This is a genomic window from Bartonella massiliensis, assembly GCF_902150025.1.
GTDB classification, from domain to species: domain Bacteria; phylum Pseudomonadota; class Alphaproteobacteria; order Rhizobiales; family Rhizobiaceae; genus Bartonella; species Bartonella massiliensis.
This window is the reverse complement of sequence record NZ_CABFVS010000017.1, coordinates 16,332-39,899: the sequence shown is the minus strand read 5'-3', so window position 1 is coordinate 39,899 and position 23,568 is coordinate 16,332. Positions and strand designations below refer to the sequence as shown.

The 23,568-nt window shown below is 38.9% G+C and carries 19 protein-coding genes, 2 tRNA genes and 1 pseudogene; 16 read left to right on the top strand and 6 right to left on the bottom strand.

Annotated features, from left to right (window positions below):
- Nucleotides 1-226: 226 nt before the first annotated feature.
- Nucleotides 227-1,642, top strand: coding sequence for a DEAD/DEAH box helicase (locus FNZ60_RS04420; protein ID WP_142416485.1), 1,416 nt, complete (start codon nucleotides 227-229; stop codon nucleotides 1,640-1,642).
- Between the two features lie 1,268 nt (nucleotides 1,643-2,910).
- Here the strand turns inward: FNZ60_RS04420 and FNZ60_RS04415 are convergent.
- Nucleotides 2,911-2,985 (bottom strand) — tRNA-Asn (locus tag FNZ60_RS04415).
- Between the two features lie 184 nt (nucleotides 2,986-3,169).
- Here FNZ60_RS04415 and FNZ60_RS04410 point away from each other — a divergent pair.
- The 6 genes and pseudogenes from FNZ60_RS04410 (at nucleotide 3,170) to FNZ60_RS04385 (ending at nucleotide 11,669) form a co-directional block, all read left to right on the top strand.
- Nucleotides 3,170-3,243 (top strand) — tRNA-Cys (locus tag FNZ60_RS04410).
- A gap of 234 nt (nucleotides 3,244-3,477) precedes the next feature.
- Complete coding sequence (locus tag FNZ60_RS04405) at nucleotides 3,478-4,152, top strand: protein-L-isoaspartate O-methyltransferase family protein (RefSeq protein WP_142416475.1); 675 nt, start codon at nucleotides 3,478-3,480, stop codon at nucleotides 4,150-4,152.
- Between the two features lie 57 nt (nucleotides 4,153-4,209).
- Entirely contained in the window at nucleotides 4,210-5,511 is a 1,302-nt protein-coding gene (locus FNZ60_RS04400; RefSeq protein WP_185913476.1) for a TolC family outer membrane protein, read from the top strand.
- Between the two features lie 245 nt (nucleotides 5,512-5,756).
- Nucleotides 5,757-6,308 carry a DUF2497 domain-containing protein gene (locus FNZ60_RS04395; protein WP_142416473.1) on the top strand — a complete coding sequence of 184 codons (552 nt, stop codon included), beginning with the start codon at nucleotides 5,757-5,759 and terminating at the stop codon, nucleotides 6,306-6,308.
- Between the two features lie 150 nt (nucleotides 6,309-6,458).
- On the top strand, nucleotides 6,459-9,182 hold the full coding sequence (locus FNZ60_RS04390; protein ID WP_142416472.1) for a valine--tRNA ligase: 2,724 nt from the start codon (nucleotides 6,459-6,461) through the stop codon (nucleotides 9,180-9,182).
- Between the two features lie 1,689 nt (nucleotides 9,183-10,871).
- Nucleotides 10,872-11,669, top strand: a pseudogene (locus tag FNZ60_RS04385) (tetratricopeptide repeat protein).
- A 95-nt stretch (nucleotides 11,670-11,764) separates the two neighbouring features.
- Here FNZ60_RS04385 and FNZ60_RS04380 read toward each other — a convergent pair.
- The 5 genes from FNZ60_RS04380 to xth all read right to left on the bottom strand — a co-directional run bounded on the left by FNZ60_RS04380 (nucleotide 11,765) and on the right by xth (nucleotide 15,939).
- Nucleotides 11,765-12,511, bottom strand: a complete 747-nt coding sequence (locus tag FNZ60_RS04380) for an amino acid ABC transporter ATP-binding protein (protein WP_142416471.1) — start codon at nucleotides 12,509-12,511, stop codon at nucleotides 11,765-11,767.
- Between the two features lie 11 nt (nucleotides 12,512-12,522).
- On the bottom strand, nucleotides 12,523-13,239 hold the full coding sequence (locus tag FNZ60_RS04375) for an amino acid ABC transporter permease (protein ID WP_142416470.1): 717 nt from the start codon (nucleotides 13,237-13,239) through the stop codon (nucleotides 12,523-12,525).
- A gap of 2 nt (nucleotides 13,240-13,241) precedes the next feature.
- On the bottom strand, nucleotides 13,242-13,994 hold the full coding sequence (locus tag FNZ60_RS04370; protein ID WP_142416469.1) for an amino acid ABC transporter permease: 753 nt from the start codon (nucleotides 13,992-13,994) through the stop codon (nucleotides 13,242-13,244).
- Nucleotides 13,995-14,131: 137 nt separating this feature from the next.
- A complete protein-coding gene (locus FNZ60_RS04365) occupies nucleotides 14,132-15,037 on the bottom strand; it encodes a transporter substrate-binding domain-containing protein (RefSeq protein WP_142416468.1) in 906 nt (301 codons plus the stop codon).
- 119 nt (nucleotides 15,038-15,156) lie between these two features.
- Complete coding sequence (gene xth, locus FNZ60_RS04360; RefSeq protein ID WP_142416467.1) at nucleotides 15,157-15,939, bottom strand: exodeoxyribonuclease III; 783 nt, start codon at nucleotides 15,937-15,939, stop codon at nucleotides 15,157-15,159.
- A 504-nt stretch (nucleotides 15,940-16,443) separates the two neighbouring features.
- On the opposite strand from xth, the gene rpsL reads away from it, so the two are divergent.
- From rpsL to rplB, 9 genes are all read left to right on the top strand, one after another.
- A complete protein-coding gene (gene rpsL, locus FNZ60_RS04355) occupies nucleotides 16,444-16,815 on the top strand; it encodes a 30S ribosomal protein S12 (protein WP_005773262.1) in 372 nt (123 codons plus the stop codon).
- Nucleotides 16,816-16,834: 19 nt separating this feature from the next.
- The gene (gene rpsG, locus FNZ60_RS04350; protein WP_142416466.1) at nucleotides 16,835-17,305 is read left to right on the top strand and encodes a 30S ribosomal protein S7; all 471 of its coding nucleotides are present in this window, start codon (nucleotides 16,835-16,837) and stop codon (nucleotides 17,303-17,305) included.
- Between the two features lie 24 nt (nucleotides 17,306-17,329).
- The gene (gene fusA / locus FNZ60_RS04345) at nucleotides 17,330-19,414 is read left to right on the top strand and encodes an elongation factor G (RefSeq protein WP_142416465.1); all 2,085 of its coding nucleotides are present in this window, start codon (nucleotides 17,330-17,332) and stop codon (nucleotides 19,412-19,414) included.
- Nucleotides 19,415-19,476: 62 nt separating this feature from the next.
- Nucleotides 19,477-20,652 (top strand): elongation factor Tu, encoded by a 1,176-nt coding sequence (gene tuf / locus FNZ60_RS04340; RefSeq protein ID WP_142416464.1) that lies wholly within the window; start codon nucleotides 19,477-19,479, stop codon nucleotides 20,650-20,652.
- Nucleotides 20,653-20,714: 62 nt separating this feature from the next.
- Nucleotides 20,715-21,023 carry a 30S ribosomal protein S10 gene (rpsJ, locus tag FNZ60_RS04335; protein WP_005773267.1) on the top strand — a complete coding sequence of 103 codons (309 nt, stop codon included), beginning with the start codon at nucleotides 20,715-20,717 and terminating at the stop codon, nucleotides 21,021-21,023.
- A 28-nt stretch (nucleotides 21,024-21,051) separates the two neighbouring features.
- On the top strand, nucleotides 21,052-21,789 hold the full coding sequence (gene rplC / locus FNZ60_RS04330; protein WP_142416463.1) for a 50S ribosomal protein L3: 738 nt from the start codon (nucleotides 21,052-21,054) through the stop codon (nucleotides 21,787-21,789).
- Nucleotides 21,790-21,791: 2 nt separating this feature from the next.
- Nucleotides 21,792-22,412 (top strand): 50S ribosomal protein L4, encoded by a 621-nt coding sequence (gene rplD, locus FNZ60_RS04325; RefSeq protein ID WP_142416462.1) that lies wholly within the window; start codon nucleotides 21,792-21,794, stop codon nucleotides 22,410-22,412.
- Nucleotides 22,409-22,702: a 50S ribosomal protein L23 gene (locus FNZ60_RS04320; protein WP_005773270.1), complete on the top strand. Its 294-nt coding sequence runs from the start codon at nucleotides 22,409-22,411 to the stop codon at nucleotides 22,700-22,702. The genes rplD and FNZ60_RS04320 overlap by 4 nt, the downstream gene beginning before the upstream one ends.
- A gap of 21 nt (nucleotides 22,703-22,723) precedes the next feature.
- A complete protein-coding gene (gene rplB / locus FNZ60_RS04315) occupies nucleotides 22,724-23,557 on the top strand; it encodes a 50S ribosomal protein L2 (protein WP_142416461.1) in 834 nt (277 codons plus the stop codon).
- Nucleotides 23,558-23,568 lie beyond the last annotated feature (11 nt).

The window sequence follows — 23,568 nt, the reverse complement described above, 5'->3', positions numbered from 1 at the left end:
AATGTATTTCGTAAAGCCCTTGCTTTTTTATCATAATCTAAGGATAATAAGAATGAAGGTATTTAAGCTTGTTTGTTGGCTTTTTATAAAGTGAGATTATATGCCTTTACCTTGGTTTCAAGGGGCTCATGGGTTGCGCAGATCGCTTTTCAAGCGTTGCTTTATTTAAAATGTCAAGGATTTTTCTTGCGCGGATTCTTGAGTGGAGAGTTCAGCTGGTGACTTCGTGGAAGTTGTTCAGCTGAGGAAAGATTTTATTTTGCCTATAAAAAAAGAAGATACTTTTACAAAGTTAGGTTTGACCGCTCTTTTGGTTAAAAATTTACACAGTGCTGGGATCAGTAAACCTAAACCTATACAAGAACAAGCTATTCCGGTGATGTTAAAAGGGCACGATATTTTAGGTATTGCACAGACAGGCTCTGGAAAAACCTTGGCATTTGGCTTACCTATTTTAAGTCAAATTTTAGCTTTGGGGAATAAGCGCTGTCCTAAAACTGCACGCGCTTTGATTTTAGCGCCAACGCGTGAGCTTGCTGTCCAGATTGATGAAGCAATTCGCACTGTGGCGAAAGGAACGCATCTTTCGACGTGTCTTGTTTTTGGCGGGGTATCACGTTTAAAACAAATTAAGCGTATGGAAGCAGGTGTGGATGTTTTGATAGCGACGCCAGGGCGCTTGAGAGATCTTGTTCGTGAAAAGTGTGTTGATCTTTCTCAATCTCGTTTTTTAATTTTGGATGAAGCAGATCGTATGTTGGATATGGGATTTATCCATGATGTTAAGCAAATTGCAAAGCTTTTGCATCAAGAGCGTCAGACAGCCCTTTTTTCTGCGACAATGCCGAAAGAAATTGCTGCGCTTGCAAAGTGTTTACTCAATGATCCGGTTAAGATCGAAACTGTCCCTCAAGGGACTACAGCTGTAGAGATTACTCAGAAATTATATTGTGTTCCTACGCGTGAAAAAAAGATTGTTTTAAGTAAACTTTTGACAAATCCAGCTTTTGATTTGGTTATTGTTTTTACGCGAACGAAACATGGGGCTGATGCTGTTACACGTCATTTAGCAAAGATAGGTTATTTAGTTGCAACAATTCATGGGAATAAATCACAAGGTGCTCGCCAGTCTGCTTTAAAAGCTTTTCGTGAAAGATCAATACAGGTTCTTGTTGCAACAGATATAGCAGCACGCGGTATTGATATCCCAAGGATAAGCCACGTTATTAATTATGATTTACCAGATGAAGCTGAAAGTTATGTCCATCGGATTGGTCGTACAGGACGCAATGGTGAATCTGGTGAAGCACTTACACTTTTTGATGAAAAGGTAGAAAGGGCTCGGTTGCGTGCTGTAGAACGCTTGATTCGTATGAAATTGGTGTCTGAATCTGTTCCAGAACAGTTTGCAGCATTTCCAGAAAAGACTATTACGCCAGAAAATGGAGAAAAAGAAAATAATAAAGAACGCCGTTTAAAAAAGTCTAGACGTCAGAAACGGTCTTTAGATCGAAAAGATGATACAGCACAGTTACAGCGGAAGAATTCATCACTTAAAAATGAGAGGCATAAAAAAGCAAAAGCGGCGGCAAAGCGCGCAAAATCTTTCCGTTTCCGCAAGTCAGTCAAGAAGGCGGCTTAAATAAAAATTTGAAAAAAGATTATATACTGGGCGTATTTTTATTGATTCCTTTTCAATTCAAAAAAGAAATATACAATACTCTTGCCAAAATCAGAGAGGTCTTCAAAGGTTTTCATTTTTTAGAAATGAAAACCTTTGAATGTTTAGATTAATTTAAAAATACTTTGAAAAGAAAGCTTTATCCTAAAGACGATTATTTATTTGCTTTATTCCCATCTTTAAAAAAATTTATTATTTAATGATAACCTATTGTTTTGTATATTGAATAATCCATCTATATCGTAATTTTTTTCATTTTGAAGCTGTTTATATTGTTCCTTCAAACTATTCATTTGCACGTTACATGTGCGATTGTTGTGTGGATAAACATTTAAGCAATAAATAAAACTTCTCTTTTAATCTATTGAAAAAGTAAGGATTATTTAGCATTGAGAGTTGAAGAATAGTATGATGGTATGACTTTTATTATAAGTAGAGATGGCGTTGATCAATGGATTTTATTTGATCCCATTTACGGGGGCTATTGTGAAACGAACTTGGGAGGATTGAAGAGATTCTTTTTAAAATAAGCATGCAACTGCATGATATAATGGAGAGAATGTCATGATTGGTTGAAGGATTTCTCAAGATTTTTATCCATTTCATTCGTTATCTTATTTGTTCTGTAAAATATTCTTGTTTAGGGACGTGATATAAAGCCGACAAAATTTTACGCACTCGGTGTTTTTCTTGACCGTGTAGTGAATATTCAAGATAGGATTGTCTGTAGAGACTATGAATTTCTTAGCAGGGAGAAGGTCCGATTAGGATAAAAACTATGCTTGTTTTTGAACAAGTTTTAATGATTACTTCATGAGCATGTTTTTGAGCTTAATTGCTTTATTGTGTACTCATCATTTTTGAATTGAAAGAGGAAGATGATACGAAATCTTTTCCATTTACTTATGGAGTTCAATAATTCTTTCTCATAACAGAAATCGTACTTTAATCGTAATTTAGATGCGAAAACAATTTATGGTGTTCTCTGATGGAGTGATATTTAAAAAGCAATCTTATTTGCGCTATTTTAAAATTAACCAATAAGAAAAAAACTTGCGTAATCGTTTTCTATTTAAAATGAATGGATTGTTTTCTGCATTCATTGCAAAAAGTATATTCTGTAGGATATTGCTTTATTGTAGAAATTCTATTCCCTCACTTTTATTCGGGCATCCCTCACATAAAAAATACTCATAAATTTTAATAAGTTATGTAGAAGACAAAAGAAGTGGCTCCCCGGGCCGGATTCGAACCAGCGACCAACCGGTTAACAGCCGGTTGCTCTACCGCTGAGCTACCGGGGAACGGTGCCCAATCATTTAGCTGAGAAGGCTATAGCAAAGCAAGACTGATTTGCAAAGGATAAAATTACTTTTTTTAAAAAAATATGATAAATTGTGTAATAAGAGGAAAAAAGACGAGAGAAGATTTCTACATCTTGACGGATGCGTTGCCTTCCCTTATTGAGACCTTTATATCTGTTGATAAGGCCTTGTGGCGGAATGGTTACGCAGAGGACTGCAAATCCTTGTATCCCGGTTCGATTCCGGGCGAGGCCTCCAGCCGATTTGAAACGAGACGGCTTTTAGGAGAGGTATAGGAAAATAGATTATTTCCCTCTACAGTTGTAAAGACACTTTTATATGAGAGCACTTTTGTATGAGAGATTGTAAGGTTAGAATCTAATTGGTTGACTGTCGTATCCTTTTTTGTAACATCCTTAGTTTAAGAAATCTTTAGGTCCTCATTGTTGCTGTTTTTGTTTGTTTTTTGTAAATTAGGAGAAAATAGTCGTTATGGTTGCAGATTTTGCTGAGCTTCGTCGCAAAATGGTTGACAATCAAATTCGTACAGTTGATGTGACGGATTTATCAGTTCTTGAAGCGTTTTTAACGGTATTGCGTGAGGATTTTGTATCGGAAGATATGAAAGCATTAAGCTATCTTGATACGGATATTGTTCTATGTCCCATGCAAGATGAGGTTCCAGCACGCTACTTAATGAAGCCTGCATCTCTCGCGAAATTATTACAGCTTGCTGCTGTAAAATCATCAGATGTTGTTTTAGATATTGGTGCAAATAGTGGTTATTGTGCAGCCTTGCTTTCAAAACTCGCAGGATCTGTGATTGCATTAGAAAGTAACAAGTCTCTTTTTGAACATGCTCTTGAAGCTTTAGAACGTAATCAATGTGATAATGTAGTTGTCATTCATGGTTCATTAGAGTATGGATACGCTGTTGAGGGTCCTTATGATGTGATTTTTATTGAGGGATCTGTCGATTTTATTCCACAAGGTATCTTTGATCAAATGAAAGACAATGGACGTCTTGTTGTGGTTGAAGGAAATGGAAATGCTGCTGTGGCACGAATCTATATAAAAGAAGATGGAATCATTTCATCCCGTCGTGCTTTTAACCTCGCTGTAAAGCCTCTTCCTTGTTTTTTAAAAACACCTGACTTTGTATTTTAGTGCTTGTTTGTTTTGTGGATAAAAGATAATTTTACTCTTTATTTGAGGTTTGTTACTGTGTGTATTGTGTTTAAAGTAAACAAGAAGTTTCAAGCGTGTTTTTTTCTTCTCTTGAGTCTTTTACTATCAAGGACTGTTCGTGCTGAAACATTGATGGATGCCTTTTCTAAGGCTTATAAACACAATGCTAAGTTGAATAGTGAACGGGCAGCTGTTCGTATCGCTGGTGATGACGTTGTCATTGCGCGGTCAGGGTTATTGCCACAAATTGAAGGGGTTGGGAGCTATGGGCGGAATAAGTCTTTTCCAGGTTCTTATGTCACTTCTGGATCTATAGGCGTAAGATTAAATCAAAGATTATTTGATGGTTTTATTACGCAAAATATGTTTTCTTCCGCTCAAGTTAAGTTACAAGCTCAACGGGAGTATCTTCGCAATGCTGAACAAAATACCTTTCTAGAAACTGTGACGGCTTATGCTAATGTTTATCAGGCACGTCGTGTTGCTGATCTTCGGAGAGAAAATTTAGCAGCTCTTGAAGAGCAAGTTCGTTCCAATAAGGCAAAACTTGATGTGGGTGAGGGAGGACGTGTTGATCTTGCTCAAGCTCAAGCGGCACGTTCTGTGGCGGTTTCAGAACTCAGTCTTGCGCGTGCTGATGTAAAAGCAGCAGAGGCAGTGTATCGACAAATTATTGGTTCTGATCCGGAAAAACTAAAACGCCCGCCTGTTGCCACAGATTTTCCCGCCAATCTTGATACCGCTTACCAAATGAGCGTTGTGATGCATCCAGCAATCCTTTATGCTCAATATTTAGTCGATGCGAGTGGTTATAATGTAAAGGCGAAAGAAGGAGCGTTGCTTCCTAAAGTTGATTTTTCTGCAACAGCATCTTATAATCGAATTTACAGTGGTGTTGGAGAGGATGGCGTTTCTAAATCAATAGGACTGTCAGTGAGTGTTCCAATCTTTGAAGGGGGGCGTACGTCTGCACAGATTCGCCAATCGAAGGAACAGCTTGGACAGGCGCAGCTTCAACTCGATTTAGCGCATAGTAATACGAGACAAGCCCTTACTTCTGCTTGGTTCCAGTTGGAGGGGGCTCGTGCATCTGTTATTGCCTACCGTGAAAGTGTTCGTGCTGCTGAAATTGCTCTTAAAGGTCGTGTTCAAGAAAATCGTATAGGGCAGGCAACGACATTGGATGTTTTAAATTCTCGTACGCAATTGATTAATGCTCAAATTGCGCTTGCAACGGCAGAGCGTAATGCTGTTGTGGCAAGCTATAGTGTTCAATCTTCTATTGGCAAATTGACTGCGCGTTATTTAGGTTTAAAAACAATTCAATATATTCGATAATGCATAAAAGTAGCTCTTTGATTTCAAATCATTTTAGTTTGGAAAAAATTCGTTAATTCGTCGTTGGATATGTTGAGAAATAGAGCGGTGATTGTTCTTTTTAAATGCAGAAAATTGTGCGTAGCGCCCTCTTTATGACAAGCATATTTGAAAATATCATGAGAGGTATGTTGATCTTATGATTCTTTTGCATACACTGAAAGTATGATTCTATTTATTGTTGCGTCTTTGAGAGGTTGTAAAGTATGGTACAGAGTTCAAGCGTGTTACGTGAGCCAAGTATGGATGAAATTTTGACATCTATTCGTGAAATAATCGAAGAAAATGCGGTTCAGTCTGATCAATTTTTAAATGAAGATGTTGTAGTAAATGCTTCGGAAAATCGTTTAGAAGGTGTTTATGATACAACCTTATCGGTTGATGATGCTATGAAAGCCTTGGCTGATCGTATTGGTCTTTCTACTGAGAATCAAGAGGGAAGGATAGCGCAAGAGAAAGAGAATATAGAGGGAGAAAATAATACAGTGGGTGTGGATGCGCAAAAGATGAAGCTTTCTTCTGAAGAGCAGAATTCTGTTTATAAAGAAAAAGAATATGAAGATGAGATAAGAAAATCACAGTCAGATGGAGGAGCTGGTCGTGTGGAGTTGTCTGCATACTGCATTTCTTCTGCAGAAAAGATTGCAAAGGATGTCTTGCGTCCGGCTATAGCAGAATGGTTACAGTCTAAATTGCCTCTTTTGCTGGAAGATATTTTGCGTGAAGAGATTGTGAAGGCGATTAAAAAGTCGTCTTAATGATTTTCTTTGTATTGTTTTTATATTTTCCATTTTATAGGAACTTTTTAACAGTTTTGCGATCTCTCTAGTAAAGAGTTGAGGTTTCTGGGATTCTGATCGAATTTTGATCATATATTATGTTTTTCAGCGGCGTTATGGATGGATAGAATGTTAGAAAAAAACTATGATGCTGCTTCCATAGAGCAACGGGTTGCAAAGAGATGGGAGACTCGTGAGGCTTTTAAAGCGGGAGCGGGTTCTAAAAGTGGGGCTGAGCCTTTTTGCGTTATGCTTCCACCGCCTAATGTTACGGGCTCACTTCATATGGGGCATGCGCTCAATACAACAATTCAAGATATAATGGTTAGATTCCAACGGATGCGTGGCAGAAATGTATTGTGGCAGCCAGGGATGGATCATGCTGGGATTGCTACACAAATGGTTGTAGAGCGTCAACTTGCAGAACGCCAAGAGCCAACGCGTCAAGAAATGGGAAGAGAAAAGTTTATTGAGCGTATTTGGGGGTGGCGCTATGAAACGGGAGGCGTTATTGCAAATCAATTGCGTCGCCTTGGCATTTCATGTGATTGGTCGCGTGAGCGGTTTACAATGGATGAGGGGTTGTCACAGGCTGTTCGTGAAGTTTTTGTTACGCTTTATAAGCAAGGGTTGATATATAAGGATAAGCGCCTCGTTAATTGGGATCCTAAATTGTTAACGGCTATTTCAGATCTTGAAGTTGAGCAAAAAGAAGTTAAAGGACATTTGTGGCACTTTAGATATCCACTTGAGGGTAAAACTTTTGATCCAAATGATGCGACAACTTTTATAATAGTGGCAACAACACGACCAGAAACAATGCTTGGTGATACAGGAATTGCTGTTAATCCGGAAGATGAGCGTTATAAAAATCTTATCGGTAAAAATGCTCTTTTGCCACTTGTTGGTCGTCGATTATTGATCGTTGGCGATACGCATGCTGATCCTGAGGCTGGAAGTGGTGCTGTGAAAATCACACCAGCCCATGATTTTAATGACTTTGAAGTAGGACAGCGTAATGACTTACACTTGATCAATATTTTTACCCAAAAAGCCGAGATCTTTCTTCGTGAAAATGAAGCATTTTTTGATGGTTTGTTTTTATCAGATGAATTAAAAATGTTAGTAGAAAATCTCGATAAAGCTGATCGTTTTGTTGCACGCCAAAAGATTGTTTCTTTGATGGAAGAACGAGGCTATTTAGCTTCTGTTGATGATCATTCTCATATGGTTCCGCATGGAGATCGCAGTGGTGTGCCTATTGAACCTTTTTTGACAGATCAATGGTATGTTCATGCTGCTGAATTAGCGAAGCCCGCGATAGAAGCTGTACAACAAGGAAAAACGCAGTTTGTTCCTGATAACTGGAAAAAGACCTACTTCAATTGGATGCAAAATATTCAGCCTTGGTGCATTTCACGTCAATTATGGTGGGGACATCAGATTCCTGCTTGGTATGGTCCTGATGGAACGGTTTTTGTTGAAAAAAGTGAAAAAGAGGCTTTAGATTCAGCTTTTGCTCATTATGGTGAGACGGTTGAATTAATCCGTGATCCGGATGTTTTAGATACTTGGTTTTCATCAGCTCTTTGGCCTTTTTCAACATTAGGATGGCCCGATAAGACGACAGAATTATCGACCTTTTACCCAACATCTTTATCGGTGACAGGATTTGATATTATTTTTTTCTGGGTTGCTCGTATGATGATGATGGGACTTCACTTTATGGGTGATGTTCCTTTTCCAACGGTTTATGTGCACGCTCTTGTCCGGGATCAAAAGGGTGCAAAGATGTCAAAATCAAAGGGAAATATTATTGATCCCCTAGAGCTTATTGATCAATATAGTGCTGATTCATTGCGCTTTACCTTGGCGATTATGGCGGCACAAGGTCGTGATGTAAAACTTGATGCTTCTCGTATTGCCGGTTATCGTAATTTTGCTACAAAACTGTGGAATGCTACTCGATTTGCACAGATGAATGGTGTAAAGCATGATCCAAATTTTAAGCCAGAACAAGCGAAACTGGCGCTTAATCGTTGGATTTTAACAGAGCTCTCTAAAGCGATTTCGGTTGTAACGAAAGGGATTGAGCACTATAAATTTAATGAGTCTGCTGCTGCACTTTACCGCTTCATTTGGAATACTTTCTGTGACTGGTATTTGGAACTACTCAAACCTATCTTTCAAGGAGAAGATGACGTGGCTAAAAGTGAGGCTCAGGCTTGTACTGCTTGGGTTTTAGATGAAGTCTATAAGCTTCTTCATCCCTTTATGCCGCATATTACAGAAGAGTTATGGTCACTTACAGAAACGCAAGAAATCAAGCGTGAGGATATGCTTGCATTAATAAAATGGCCAGAGGCAACATTGATGGATGAAGAGGCTGCTGCTGATATTAATTGGCTTATTGATGTGGTCACGGGGATTCGGTCTGTACGTTTTGAAATGAATATTCCTGCGGCGACACGAGCACCTCTTGTTGTTGTTGAAGGAGGGGAAGTAACGCGAAAGCGTGTGCAGCGTTATGATGCACTGCTTAAAAAGTTAGCACGTATCGAAGTCATTGATTTCTCTGATAAAGTTCCGGAAATATCAGCCCAAATGATTTTGGGAGAGGCTGTTTTTTGTTTGCCATTAGGACAGTTGATTGATTTAGAGGCTGAACGTGTTCGCTTGAAGAAGGAAGTTCGTAAAATTGAACAAGATATTGAAAAAATATCACTTAAGTTAAATAATCCTAAATTTATAGAAAATGCAAAAGCAGAAATTGTTGAAGGTGAACAAAATAGGGTTATAGAACTGCGGGCTGCACAAGAAAAAATATCTATTGCTTTAGAGCGGTTGGGCTGATTCTCATTTTTTGTTTTTTGATGGATGATTTCATAGCATTATGGCTGGTATCGATTTTTTTTTGAGAAAACTTTTTCTTTTGTTGGTGTTTCGTGAATGCGATCATGAGATCTCTACGGCGCTCCAACATTTTTTATGTTCATTATTAAAGAGACGTTTCTTAAGGCATCCCAAGCTTATTTCGTGCCGATGCCTATGAATAGTATGATGATAAAAAGTCATAGGGGCTCCCTATCTTTGCGCTTGTGAAGTAACGAGGCGGTGCCACTATACAACTTTACCGGGGTTCAATGCTGTGCGGGCAGCTCTGGGTACTTAAAATGTTTTTTAATTCTTTCTTATACAGTTTCACTCCACGCAGGCTCTCCTGCTTGTAATGTGCAAGTGGATGGTTTTGATTTTTTCAACATGCAACAGGTTTGGAATGAGAAAATTTTTACGGTATTTAGTGTTCTTGTTCAGTAAGCGAAGAAGAAAGTTATCATTATAAATCAACATGTTGATTTGTTACTGGAAGACATTATTATTTAGGGAAATAAGGCATATAAAACTTCACATGTGGTATTTTTGTTAGGAAGTGGTGAATATTTGGGAGAAATCTTACTTGTAGAGCTAAGGCGCAAGCGGGTAGGTCGCTTAGATTTTCTAGTCTCCCATGTTGTGATAGCTTTTCTATTTGAGTATGTTTGTTAGAGGTATTTTAGATTCTCTTTTAAGTTTATCCGCAAACCCTGCTTATCGCTTATGTGCAAGTGATTTTAATTGCTTCAGTATGAAAGGGAAAAGGAATCTTTCTATATCGGGAGTATAAATCATATTAAAAATGATCATTATATCTTTATAAATCAATATATTATTTATTAATCAAAGCGTGTGAAATAACCAGTAGTGAGAATTTAGCGAAAAAACTAGATTGTTTATGGATTGATGGGGATGAGAAACTTCATTGTTAATGAATAACGATAAAGCTATTGAGCAGCACCATCTTTACGCTTATGAAAAAGTAATCCGGCACTATTGTACACTTGTGCCAGCCCTAGAATGTTGTAACAGATCTTGGCATTTAAGACGGAAGAGCCATTTTTAGTCCTTTCTTATACAGTTTTACCCATATGATCCACCCAGCTTGTGACGTGCCAGCCAAGTGATTTTGATTGATTTAACATATACAGATTTGAAATAAGAAAATCTTACAATATTCGGGATACTACTCAACATACAAGACAGTAAATTATGATTATAAATCAATTTGTTGTAAAGTTATAAAGGCAGTTATGAAGTCATCGCTTAACGATCATCATTATATTTATCTATTTTTTATGTTATTTTTTGTATTTAAATTTTTATTATTCAACATATGTTCCCTCTGTTTTCAAAATTCTGTTCAGTGCGCAGGTTATGTTATTGAGTGATTTTTACGCATTCATATAAACTTTAAAGATAAGACAATCCTATAACGTTAAAGAATATGTTATAAAATCTAGAGTGATGATTTGTATTTAAAAATCAAATTGTTGTCTATAAAAATAAACGCTTAATTTTATTGAATAGTTTTGATTGTTTTTATTTATTTGTCTTTTCTTTTAAAAATTTTACTTTAGAATCTCTATTACAAAGAAGAAGAATTGAAAGGTTTACAAAGAAATTTGTAACAGAGAGAGCAATTAACATTCAGAGTGGGAGGGGGAAATGGTTAAGAGATTCCAGAGCAAGGAAAAAAGCTACGATTGTCGTAACTTTAGGCGGATTTCTTTCGACTGTTTATGTAATAGATGTTAATAGTTTGTAGGAAGTAAATGATGGTTCATTTTATTTTTTAAAAGATGGTATGTTTGCTTATAAAAATAGGCATATACATCAGGCTATTTCAGCATTATATTGTGCTGCTAAAAGAGGCCATATTGGTGCGAATTGGAAACTTGGCTCTATCTATGCAAATGGTGATGCTATTCCTAAAGGATGATTATAAGGCCTATTATTTTTTTGCCATATATCGTTGAAAAAGGTGCTGATCTTGGCTCAGAGGATAAAAGTTATGTTTCTGACGCATTGGTTAAACTTGCGGGATATATAAAAAAGTATTCCTCAATCATCTGTAAAACCTAATCCTTCTTATGTCGCTTGTCTTGATACGCAAGCTGCAGTGAACTATGAAAATCCTAAAGCTCAGTATTATTTAGGAAAAATATTTTTAGAGGGCGAGGGAAAGGAAAAACTCTTATATAAGCAGCATGATGATTTCAACTTTCAGCAAAAAAGAAATCCTTCCGCCCAAGCGATGCTTGGAAATATACTTCTTCAAGAAGAAAAGATCATTCGCAGTACGGAAATGTTAACTGCTGCCTATGAAAAAGCTAATGTAAAAGACAAAAAATAGATTCAACCTTTGCAAGAGAAGGCTTTTACTCTTTGTAATGAATTTGAGAAACGTACAGCAATTTCACTGGCTGCTGATATTTAAAAAATAACAATTTTAAAAATATCTGATCATAATATTTTTTATATTCTCTCATCTGTTATTAAATTTTTCTTCTTTATGTCCAATTGTATAGTAGAGATAGCTTTTTATGATAATATAATGGCTAATGACTTAGGATTTTAGATAAAAATTCTTGCGCTCTTGGTGTTCTTTCTTGCGGATGAGAAAAGAATTCTTTAGATAAACAGTCTTCAAGAATTGTTCCTTGATCTATGAAGATAACACGCTCTGAGACTTTTTGTGCAAAGCCCATTTCGTGTGTTACACAAATCATCGTCATGCCTTCTTCTGCTAAACTGATCATGACATCGAGTACTTCACCTACCATTTCAGGATCTAGAGCAGATGTTGGCTCATCAAAAAGCATAACGTGCGGATCCATGGTTAAAGCACGTGCAATAGCAACACGTTGTTGTTGCCCTCCGGAAAGCTGACCAGGATATTTATCTTTATGCTCGGTCAGTCCAACGCGTTCAAGATATAATAAACCACGTTCAAGCGCTTCTTTTTTGCTGCGTTTTAGAACTTTGATTTGTGCAATTGTCAAATTTTCTGTGACAGATAAATGGGGAAAAAGCTCAAAGTGTTGAAATACCATCCCCACCTGACTTCGCAATTTAGGCAGATTCGTTTGTTTTGAATGCACTGGTGTTCCATTAATCCAAATTTCACCTTTCTGAAAAGGAACGAGAGCGTTAATGGTTTTAATAAGCGTTGATTTTCCGGATCCTGATGGTCCACAAATGACAACCACTTCTCCTTTATTAATGTTGGTTGTACAGTTTTTAAGAACTTGAACTTCGCCATACCAATTAGAAACATTTTTTATTTCGATCATATGCGTAGACATTTTTTTCCCCGTTAGCGAATAATGGATACTTTTTTTTGTAAATATAAAACGATTTGTGACAGTGTAAAACAGATCACAAAATAGAAAATAGCTGCTAAGATATAAGCTTCTTGCTTTACACCAAAATTATTAGCAGCAATATCAAAGCCATTCAAAAGGCTATGACCGCTGATGGCATAAACAAGGGTTGTATCCTGAAAGAGGATAATGACTTGGGTTAAAAAGACTGGAAGCATATCTCTAAAAGCTTGAGGAAGAATAACAATATACATACTTTGCCAATATGTCATTCCAAGAGCCTGTCCCGCATATTTTTGTCCTTGCGAAACTGAATTGATACCAGCACGCATAATTTCAGCAAAGTAGGCTGTTTCAAATACGGTAAAGGTAATGAGTGCTGATTTATTGGCACCGATGGAGGTACCGGTTAAAAAAGGCAGAAGCACAAAAAACCATAAGATAACCATTACAAGCGGTATTGAACGCATAGCGGTTATGTAAACGATTGCAAACCAAGAAAGAAGTTTTATGGAAGAAAGGCGCATCATTGCCAAAAATGTGCCGAAAATAAATCCTAATACCGTTGCAAAAAGAGTTAGAAAAACGCTAAAGAGCAAACCTGATAAAATGTAAGCACGAAATACATCAAAGGTAAAAAAGGAAAAATCAAAGTCAGAAAAGTTGAAAGGAAAATAAAGTCCAAACTGAGAGCTTATGAAATTTATCATATTCAATTTCCCTTTGTTTGAAAATTAGGAATTTTGAGTATTTGTTCAATGATTGTCATCACAATGAATACGAATAAGGCGATAAGAATATAAAGAATCGTAACAAGCAAATAGTTTTCGTAAACATGGCTTATTTCTTCAATTGCTTGGTATTGAAACTGCATGAGCTCATTGATTGAAACGGCGAATGCTATAGATGAATTCTTCACAATGCCCATTGCTTCTGAAGTAAGCGGCGGCATAATTGCACGCATAGCACGCGGTAATAGGATATAGCGATAAGTTTGATAAGTCGTAAACCCCATTGCCATTGCAGCATAGCGTTGTCCTGAAGGAATTGCTTCAATGCCTGAACGAACCTGTTCTGCAATGCGTGCTGATGTAAAGAATCCTAACGCGCATGTTACTAAGAGAATCGGGGAAAATTTCATCGCTGGTGGATAAATTTTAGGAACAACGAAATACCACAAAAATACTTGTACAAGGAGGGGAATGTTACGCATGATCTCCACCCAAATAGCACCGATAGTGCGAAATACACAATTGATGATGGATGTTTTGGGTAAAGTGCGCATTGTTCCTATAATAACACCACAAAATAGGGCTAATATCAGTGAGGTGATAGACAATATAACCGTATTTTTTAAGCCATCGAGAAGTGTATCTAGATAAGTATGACTCACACCGGGAGTCCCCAAACATCCCATTACCAGTGTTTGCGTAAGGTCATCTCTACAAAGAAAAGAAAAGTCCATTAATTGATATTCCCTTAAATTAGTCATTCACAGATAGAACAATAAATCCAAGTGTATCTACATAGGTAGAATTTGTTAAAAAGTGAACTAAAATATAAACCACACTCAACTAAAGAGTGTGGTTCTTTTTTCGAATTTTATAAATCTTTTTCTGTGTAGCTTTCCCGCGGCTTATTGTTTGGGTGTTCCCAAGCGTATCTTGTCTGTTTTGATAAGGGAAGGTTCATCACAGTATTAGCAGGTGGAATCGGTTTCATAAACCACTTATTGTAAAGCTGTTCAAGTGATTCGTCTTTAATTTGACGGAGAATACTATCGTTGATTGCTTGTTCAAATTTTTTGTCATGTAATCTAAGCATGCAGGCGATGGGTTCGACTGACAGTACGGTATCAAGAATGACATAATCAGATGGATTTTTTGATTTTGCAATATGTCCAGCAAGAATTGAGGCATCCATAACAAATGCATCGGCACGACCCGATTCGAGCAATAAGAAGCTATCTCCGTGATCCTTTCCTTTGACAACCTTAAAATGAATGTTTTTTGCACGTTTATTTTTACGAATAAGTTGAACTGATGTCGTACCGGTGGTTGTTGCAACCGTTTTTCCATTTAAATCATTAAGAGATTTAATGTTGGAGTTTTTCTTAACAGCAATCCTAACCTCTTCAACGTATGTTGTATAAGCAAATGCTGCTTCTTTACTGCGGGCAATATCATTTGTCGTTGAGCCGCACTCAAAATCATAGGTTTTATTTTTTAAGAGAGGAATTCTATTTTGAGAAGTGATGGGAAGATAATGGATTTTAATTGGTTTACCAATTTTTTTTGAGATATCATGAATGATACGTTCTGCCATTTCTGTGTGAAAACCTACATATTTATTATTACCAAGGGCATAGGCCAATCCCGATGATTCACGGACTCCTAAAGTGATTTCCCCTGTTCGTTTTATTTTTTCAAGGGTATCGTCTCCAGCATGTGCAACACTTGTAAACCCAATGGTTGCTGCTGCAACAAACATTAATAATGATTTCTTCATTTATGTCCTCCATTCATTTATTTTTTAATTACTTAGAATATATTGTTTGTATGGTGTAGCATAGTTATTTTTCTGAGTGGATTTTTTTTGTTATCTCATAAAATGAGGGCTGTACTTTCTTAATTGACATTAAGATGAATCCAAACAGGAACATGGTCTGATGTTTTTTGATATCCCCTTACTTCTGCTTGACTATGAGCACAAATAAGGTGATCAACAGCTTCTGGTGATAAGAGTAAATGATCAATGCGAATCCCATTATTTTTAGGCCAAGCAGCCGCTTGAAAATCCCAGAAACTAAAGGAGGGGGCATCGGTAACATTCCGGATAGCATCGTAAAGACCTAAATGAAGAATACGTTGGAATGCTTTTCTTGTTTGTAGAAGGAACAAGGCATCTTGCTTCCATTCTTGAGGTTTTTTTGCATCTAATGGGGCGGGGATGACATTGTAATCACCTGCTAAAATAAGAGGCTCTTCATAGGTAAGCAGTGATTTTGCATGGGCATATAATCTTTCCATCCATTCCATTTTATAGGCATATTTTTCACTCTCGATAGGATTTCCATTGGGCAAATAGAGAGATGCAATACGCACAACACCTTTGTTTGTTGAATAAACGGCTTCAATGTAGCGTGTTTGTTCATCATTATCATTGCCTGGTAATCGACGGATTACTTCATCAGGTGTTTTTTTAGAAAGAATCGCAACGCCATTAAAACTTTTTTGTCCGTGTGTTTCTATATGGTAACCTAGATTTTCAATTGCATCGCGTGGAAAATTTTCATCAATACTTTTTATTTCCTGCAGACAAACTATGTCGGGCTGACTTTGCTGTAGCCATTGATACAATGTTTCATGTCGTGCTTTTATTCCGGCAATGTTCCACGTTGCTATTTTCATTCCGCTTATCATTAGATGTTAAATATTCAATTCAATTTAATTGCATTCATTTTTTATTATGTTTTATCGTTCGTTTTCTTATTTAAGTCGATATTACTATGGTAAATTCGATATTACTATGGTAAATTGATTTATCAAGGGTACAAAAACAAATTGAAAGTTTTAAAATTTAATTTATTTTGATTTTTGAAAACTTTCTGCTGTTTAGTTCTTGACGAATGTCTGTGTTCTCGCTATTAAACACAAACATAACCGATGTGGAAGTGATCGTTTTTTGGATAGCTCCAAAATATTGTTCAAGCGGGTGTTAAGAAGATTAAAAGCAAATGCTAGTGCAAGAGGCTATTGCCTTCTCTGCTTGTGATCGGGTAGGCTGTTTTTAGCAGGTGTGCCCGATTTTGTGTGTAGAATAAGGTATCCATTTTGATTTCTGTTGGAGTGGATAAAAAAATAAAAAAGCCCGGTTGGGTACAAAGAAATGTAGATCAAAAAGAGGAAGGTTGCATGCCTACCGTAAACCAGTTGATTCGCAAGCCGCGTGTGGCGCCAGTTAAACGTAATAAGGTTCCTGCTTTGCAGTCGAATCCACAAAAGCGTGGTGTTTGTACGCGTGTTTATACAACAACGCCGAAGAAGCCTAATTCTGCTCTTCGTAAGGTTGCTAAGATTCGCTTGACGAATGGATTTGAAGTGATTGGTTATATTCCTGGAGAGGGACATAACCTTCAAGAGCACTCTGTTGTGATGATTCGTGGTGGTCGTGTGAAAGATTTGCCAGGGGTTCGTTATCACATCATTCGTGGTTTGCTTGATACGCAAGGTGTTAAGAATCGTAAACAGCGTCGTTCAAAGTATGGCGCGAAGCGTCCAAAATAATATATGAGAGACAAAGCCGATGTCCCGTCGTCATAGAGCAGAAAAGCGTGAAATTAATCCGGATCCTAAATTTGGTGATTTGGTTATTATGAAATTTATGAATGCCATTATGTTTGATGGTAAAAAGTCAGTTGCAGAGCGTATTGTTTATGGTGCGCTTGATTCTGTAGAGAAAAGAGTAAAGGCAGATCCTGTGGAGTTATTTCATCGGGCTTTGGAGAATGTTGCGCCCCATGTTGAGGTTCGTTCGCGTCGTGTTGGTGGTGCTACTTATCAAGTTCCGGTTGATGTTCGTCCTGATCGCCGCCAGGCTCTTGCTATTCGTTGGTTGATTTCTGCGGCACGTGGTCGCAATGAGACGACGATGATTGAGCGTTTATCTGGTGAATTGATGGATGCAGCTAATAATCGTGGTTCTGCTGTGAAGAAACGTGAAGATGTTCATCGTATGGCCGAAGCTAATCGTGCTTTTTCTCACTATCGCTGGTAGAAGTTTTAAACTAAGGCAAATATAATGGCTCGCGAATATAAAATTGAAGATTATCGTAATTTTGGTATTATGGCGCATATTGATGCCGGTAAGACCACAATGACTGAACGTATTCTGTTCTATACAGGTAAGAATCATAAAATCGGTGAGACCCATGATGGTGCCTCTACGATGGATTGGATGGAGCAGGAGCAGGAGCGCGGTATTACGATTACATCTGCTGCAACGACCACTTTTTGGGAAGGGCATGATGGTCGCAAGCGCCGCTTTAATATTATTGATACGCCAGGGCACGTTGATTTTACTATTGAAGTCGAGCGTTCTTTACGTGTTCTTGATGGAGCAATAGCGTTATTAGATGCCAATGCTGGTGTGGAGCCTCAGACAGAAACTGTTTGGCGGCAGGCTGAGAAATATCGTGTGCCTCGCATGGTTTTTGTTAATAAGATGGATAAGATCGGTGCTGATTTCTATCGTAGTGTGGAAATGGTTGGCTCTCGGTTGGGAGCTAAGGCGCTTGTTTTACAGTTACCGATTGGTGCTGAAAATGACTTTGAAGGTGTTGTTGATCTTGTTGAAATGAAAGCTTTAAAGTGGGATGGCTCTATTGGTGCTTCTGCGGTGATCAGTGAAATTCCTTCTGATTTAAAGGAAAAAGCTGAAGAGTATCGCGAGAAGTTGATTGAAATGGCGGTGGAGGTTGATGAGGCTGCGACAGAGGCTTATTTGGAGGGTGTTATGCCAAGCAACGAGCAACTTGTTTCTCTTATTCGTAGGGGAACCGTAGAGGTTCAGTTTCATCCTGTTCTTTGTGGTACTGCTTTTAAGAATAAGGGTATTCAGCCGCTTTTAGATGCCGTTGTTTCTTATCTTCCTTCTCCAATTGATATTCCAGCTATTAAGGGTATCGATGTAAAGACTGAGGCTGAGACGACACGTGAGTCTTCTGATGATGCTCCGCTATCTATGCTTGCTTTTAAAATTATGAATGATCCTTTTGTTGGTTCGTTGACTTTCTGTCGTATTTACTCTGGTAAAGTCCATAAAGGTTTTTCTCTTGAGAATACAGTGAAGAAAAAGAAAGAACGTTTAGGGCGTATGCTTCAAATGCACTCAAATTCTCGTGAGGATATAGAGGAAGCATTTGCTGGTGATATTGTTGCTCTTGCTGGTCTTAAGGAAACAACAACAGGTGATACGCTTTGTGATCCTTTAAAGCCTGTTATTTTGGAGCGGATGGAATTTCCAGAGCCTGTTATTGAGATTGCTATTGAGCCGAAGACAAAAGCAGATCAAGAAAAAATGGGAATTGCTCTTAATCGTTTGGCGGCAGAAGATCCTTCATTTCGTGTTAAGTCAGATGAAGAGTCGGGACAAACTATTATCGCTGGAATGGGTGAGCTTCATCTTGATATTATTGTTGATCGTATGCGGCGTGAGTTTAAGGTTGAAGCCAATATTGGGCAGCCGCAGGTTGCTTATCGTGAATCAATTACTAAAATGGCAGAAATCGATTATACGCATAAGAAACAATCGGGTGGTGCTGGTCAATTTGCTCGTGTAAAAATTATTTTTGAACCGCATGAAGGTGATGATTTTATTTTTGAGTCGAAGATTGTTGGTGGTGCTGTTCCTAAAGAATATATTCCAGGTGTCCAAAAGGGGATTGAGAGTGTTATGGGGTCGGGACCTCTTGCAGGGTTCCCTATGCTTGGTGTAAAAGCAACGCTTATTGACGGTGGCTATCACGATGTTGATTCTTCTGTATTGGCCTTTGAAATTGCTGCTCGTGCAGCTTTTCGTGATGGCGCAAAGAAGGCTGGTGCACAGCTTCTTGAACCGATCATGAAGGTGGAAGTTGTTACGCCAGATGATTATGTTGGTGATGTTATTGGTGATCTTAACTCTCGGCGGGGGCAGATTTCGGGAACTGAGGCACGCGGTATTGCAACGGTTGTGAATGCCATGGTTCCTTTGGCAAATATGTTTGGTTATGTGAATACTCTTCGCTCTATGAGTCAGGGGCGTGCACAGTATACAATGCAGTTTGATCATTACGAGCCTGTTCCTTCGGCTGTTGCTTTGGAGATTCAAAAGAAATACGCGTAATTTCAGGTTGGTAATTAATTTTTAACTTAGTCCTTATTTTGGACGGAAAATGGAGAGCTCAAATGGCGAAGAGCAAATTTGAACGTACGAAACCGCATGTTAATATTGGTACGATTGGTCACGTTGATCATGGTAAGACTTCGTTGACAGCAGCGATTACGAAATTTTTTGGTGAATTTAAAGCCTATGATCAAATTGATGCGGCACCAGAGGAGCGTGCGCGTGGAATCACCATTTCTACAGCCCATGTTGAGTATGAAACGGAAAATCGTCATTATGCCCACGTTGACTGCCCCGGACACGCTGACTATGTGAAAAATATGATCACTGGAGCAGCGCAGATGGACGGTGCTATTTTGGTTGTTTCAGCCGCTGATGGTCCTATGCCACAGACTCGTGAGCATATTTTGCTTGCTCGCCAAGTTGGTGTTCCAGCGATTGTCGTTTTTCTTAATAAAGTTGATCAGGTTGATGATGCAGAGCTTTTAGAGCTTGTAGAACTTGAGGTTCGGGAGCTTTTATCCAAATATGATTTCCCAGGTGATGATATCCCCATTGTTAAAGGTTCTGCGTTGGCAGCGCTAGAGGATAAAGATAAAAACATTGGTGAGGATGCGGTTCGTCTTCTCATGAGTGAAGTTGATAGTTATATCCCAACCCCTGAGCGTCCTGTTGATCAACCATTTTTGATGCCAATAGAAGATGTCTTTTCGATTTCAGGTCGTGGAACGGTTGTTACGGGTCGTGTTGAGCGTGGTATTATTAAAGTTGGAGAGGAAATCGAGATTATCGGCATTCGTCCAACGTCTAAGACGACGGTGACAGGTGTTGAAATGTTCCGCAAGCTTTTAGATCAAGGTCAAGCGGGTGATAATATAGGGGCTTTGCTTCGTGGTGTTGATCGTGAAGGAATTGAGCGTGGTCAAGTTTTGGCGAAACCTGGTTCTGTTACACCACATACGCGTTTTAAAGCAGAAGCTTACATTTTGACGAAAGATGAAGGCGGTCGTCATACGCCCTTTTTCACGAATTATCGTCCTCAGTTTTACTTCCGTACAACGGATGTTACAGGTATTGTTACGCTTCCAGAAGGAACAGAAATGGTTATGCCAGGCGATAATGTTGCGATGGATGTGTCTTTGATTGTCCCGATAGCGATGGAAGAGAAGTTGCGTTTTGCTATTCGTGAAGGTGGTCGTACAGTTGGTGCTGGTATCGTCTCTAAGATCATTGAGTAAATAATGCTTTGTTGAGCGCCTTGATTATTGAAGGCGCTTTTTATGACAGGAAAATAAAGAGCATGAACAGTCAAAATATTCGCATTCGCTTGAAAGCGTTTGATCATAGGATTCTTGATACGTCGACGCGCGAGATTGTATCAACTGCTAAACGGACTGGTGCAAATGTCCGTGGTCCCATTCCGCTTCCGACGCGGATTGAGAAATTTACAGTCAATCGTGGACCGCATATAGATAAGAAGAGTCGTGAACAGTTTGAAATGCGTACGCATAAGCGTCTTCTTGATATTGTTGATCCAACGCCACAAACAGTGGATGCGCTTATGAAGCTCGATCTTTCTGCTGGTGTGGATGTGGAAATTAAGCTCTGAGGTTTGAAGGACAGAAGGAACAGACCCGATGCGTTCAGGTGTAATAGCACAGAAGCTGGGCATGACCCGTATTTATAATGATGCTGGTGAGCATGTGCCGGTAACAGTACTTCGTTTGGAGAATTGTCAAGTTGTTGCTCAGCGTACAGTTGAAAAGAATGGTTATACTGCTGTTCAATTAGGTGTAGGCTTTGCTAAGGTTAAGAATACTTCACAAGCTCTTCGTGGACATTTTGCTAAGGCTTCTGTTGAGCCTAAAGCTAAAATAGCAGAGTTTCGTGTGAGCCCCGATAATCTTCTTGATATCGGTACTGAAATTACAGTAGAGCACTTTGTCCCAGGACAGAGAGTTGATGTGACAGGTACTAGTATTGGTAAGGGGTTTGCTGGTGTTATGAAACGACATAACTTTGGTGGACATCGTGCTTCCCATGGTAACTCAATTACACATCGTGCTCATGGTTCTACGGGGCAATGCCAAGATCCTGGTAAGGTTTTTAAAGGAAAAAAAATGGCTGGCCATATGGGGCAAGTACGTGTAACAACACAAAATATTGAAGTTATCTCCACTGATATTGAGCGTGGTTTAATTTTAGTACGTGGTGCTGTTTCTGGTTCTAAGGGATCTTGGATTTTGGTGAGAGATGCTGTGAAGAAGCGTCTTCCTGATAATGCTCCAAAGCCTGCCGGTGTTCGTCGTCTTGTAAAGGAGAAAACAGAAATGGTTACTCCGGTGACGGAAACCTCTGAAGTTGAGGGAGCCTAATAATGGATCTTGTAATTAAAACTCTTGATGGTCATGAAGCTGGCAAATTAAAGGTTTCTGAATCTATCTTTGATCTTGTCCCGCGTGAGGACATTTTGCAACGTGTTGTTCGTTGGCAGCTTGCGCGTCGTCAACAGGGAAGTCATCAATCCCAAGGGCGCTCTGATGTGTCACGAACAGGGGCAAAAATGTTTAAACAAAAGGGAACAGGGCGTGCTCGACATTCATCTGCACGTGCGCCACAGTTTCGAGGCGGAGGTAAGGCGCATGGGCCGGTGGTTCGTAGTCATGCGCATGATCTTCCCAAAAAGATTCGTGCTCTTGGGTTACGTCTTGCTTTATCTGCAAAATTAAAAGCAAAAGATTTAATTATTGTGGATGAATTAGCTGTTAAAGATGCTAAAACGAAATTGCTTGTTTCTCATTTTTCTAAGCTTGGGTTTAATAATGCTCTCTTGATTGGTGGTAAAGAGATTGATATTAGTTTTTTTCGCGCAGCATCGAATATCCCTAATATCGATATTTTGCCCATTCAGGGAATTAATGTTTATGATATTTTGCGTCGCAGCAAACTTGTTTTATCAAAGGCAGCTGTTGAGGCTCTTGAGGAGCGTTTTAAATGACAGATCTTCGCCATTATGATGTAATTATTAGTCCAGTTATTACTGAAAAGTCGACTATGATTTCTGAATATAATCAAGTTGCTTTTAATGTCGCGCCGAAGGCGACAAAACCTGAAATTAAGGCTGCTGTTGAGGCGCTTTTTAGCGTAAAAGTTAAGGCAGTTAACACGATCGTCCGTAAGGGTAAAGTGAAACGTTTTAAAGGTATTGTTGGTCGGCAGAGTGATGTCAAAAAAGCGATCGTAACTCTGGCCAGTGGTCAGACTATCGACGTTTCGACAGGTCTTTAAAGAGGCTCGGAGATAGGAATAATGGCACTTAAGCAATTTAATCCAACGACACCTGGGCAGCGTCAGCTTGTCATTGTGGAACGTTCTTGTCTTTATAAGGGAAAACCTGTAAAGATGTTAACTGAAGGTTTATCTTCAAAGGGTGGGCGCAACAATCGCGGTCGTGTTACGGCTCGTTTTCAGGGCGGTGGTCATAAACGTAGTTATCGGTTTGTTGACTTTAAACGTCTTAAACATAATGTTTCAGCGAAGGTTGAGCGTTTAGAGTATGATCCTAATCGTACTGCTTTTATCGCTTTAATTCGCTATGAGGATGGTCAATTAAGTTATATCCTTGCACCACAGCGGCTTGGTGTAGGTGATTCTATTATTGCTGGTTTAAATGTTGATGTTAAGCCAGGGAATGCTATGCCCCTTGGTAATATGCCGGTAGGCACAATTATTCATAATGTTGAAATGAAGCCAGGAAAAGGGGGGCAGATTGCACGTTCAGCGGGTGCTTATGCGCAGTTGGTTGGACGAGATCACGGTATGGCTATTCTTCGTTTAAATTCTGGTGAACAGCGCTTGGTTCCTAGCAGTTGTTTTGCAACTGTTGGTGCTGTTTCAAATCCTGATCATGGGAATATTAATGATGGTAAGGCAGGTCGATCTCGTTGGCGTGGTAAGCGTCCACATGTTCGTGGTGTTGCTATGAACCCCGTTGATCATCCGCACGGTGGTGGTGAAGGTCGTACATCGGGGGGGCGTCATCCAGTGTCTCCTTGGGGTAAACCTACGAAAGGTAAGCGTACGCGCTCCAATAAAGCCACTGATAAGTTTATTATGCGTACGCGTCATCAGCGCAAGAAATAAGAAAGGTAGTC

Excerpts from the sequence above, each read along its gene's own strand:
- FNZ60_RS04405 (WP_142416475.1), top strand. The coding sequence starts at position 3,478 with ATGGTTGCAGATTTTGCTGAGCTTCGTCGCAAAATGGTTGACAATCAA.
- FNZ60_RS04395 (WP_142416473.1), top strand. The coding sequence starts at position 5,757 with ATGGTACAGAGTTCAAGCGTGTTACGTGAGCCAAGTATGGATGAAATT.
- FNZ60_RS04390 (WP_142416472.1), top strand. The coding sequence starts at position 6,459 with ATGTTAGAAAAAAACTATGATGCTGCTTCCATAGAGCAACGGGTTGCA.
- FNZ60_RS04380 (WP_142416471.1), bottom strand. The coding sequence starts at position 12,511 with ATGTCTACGCATATGATCGAAATAAAAAATGTTTCTAATTGGTATGGC.
- FNZ60_RS04375 (WP_142416470.1), bottom strand. The coding sequence starts at position 13,239 with ATGATAAATTTCATAAGCTCTCAGTTTGGACTTTATTTTCCTTTCAAC.
- FNZ60_RS04370 (WP_142416469.1), bottom strand. The coding sequence starts at position 13,994 with ATGGACTTTTCTTTTCTTTGTAGAGATGACCTTACGCAAACACTGGTA.
- FNZ60_RS04365 (WP_142416468.1), bottom strand. The coding sequence starts at position 15,037 with ATGAAGAAATCATTATTAATGTTTGTTGCAGCAGCAACCATTGGGTTT.
- xth (WP_142416467.1), bottom strand. The coding sequence starts at position 15,939 with ATGAAAATAGCAACGTGGAACATTGCCGGAATAAAAGCACGACATGAA.
- rpsL (WP_005773262.1), top strand. The coding sequence starts at position 16,444 with ATGCCTACCGTAAACCAGTTGATTCGCAAGCCGCGTGTGGCGCCAGTT.
- rpsG (WP_142416466.1), top strand. The coding sequence starts at position 16,835 with ATGTCCCGTCGTCATAGAGCAGAAAAGCGTGAAATTAATCCGGATCCT.
- fusA (WP_142416465.1), top strand. The coding sequence starts at position 17,330 with ATGGCTCGCGAATATAAAATTGAAGATTATCGTAATTTTGGTATTATG.
- tuf (WP_142416464.1), top strand. The coding sequence starts at position 19,477 with ATGGCGAAGAGCAAATTTGAACGTACGAAACCGCATGTTAATATTGGT.
- rpsJ (WP_005773267.1), top strand. The coding sequence starts at position 20,715 with ATGAACAGTCAAAATATTCGCATTCGCTTGAAAGCGTTTGATCATAGG.
- rplC (WP_142416463.1), top strand. The coding sequence starts at position 21,052 with ATGCGTTCAGGTGTAATAGCACAGAAGCTGGGCATGACCCGTATTTAT.
- rplD (WP_142416462.1), top strand. The coding sequence starts at position 21,792 with ATGGATCTTGTAATTAAAACTCTTGATGGTCATGAAGCTGGCAAATTA.
- FNZ60_RS04320 (WP_005773270.1), top strand. The coding sequence starts at position 22,409 with ATGACAGATCTTCGCCATTATGATGTAATTATTAGTCCAGTTATTACT.
- rplB (WP_142416461.1), top strand. The coding sequence starts at position 22,724 with ATGGCACTTAAGCAATTTAATCCAACGACACCTGGGCAGCGTCAGCTT.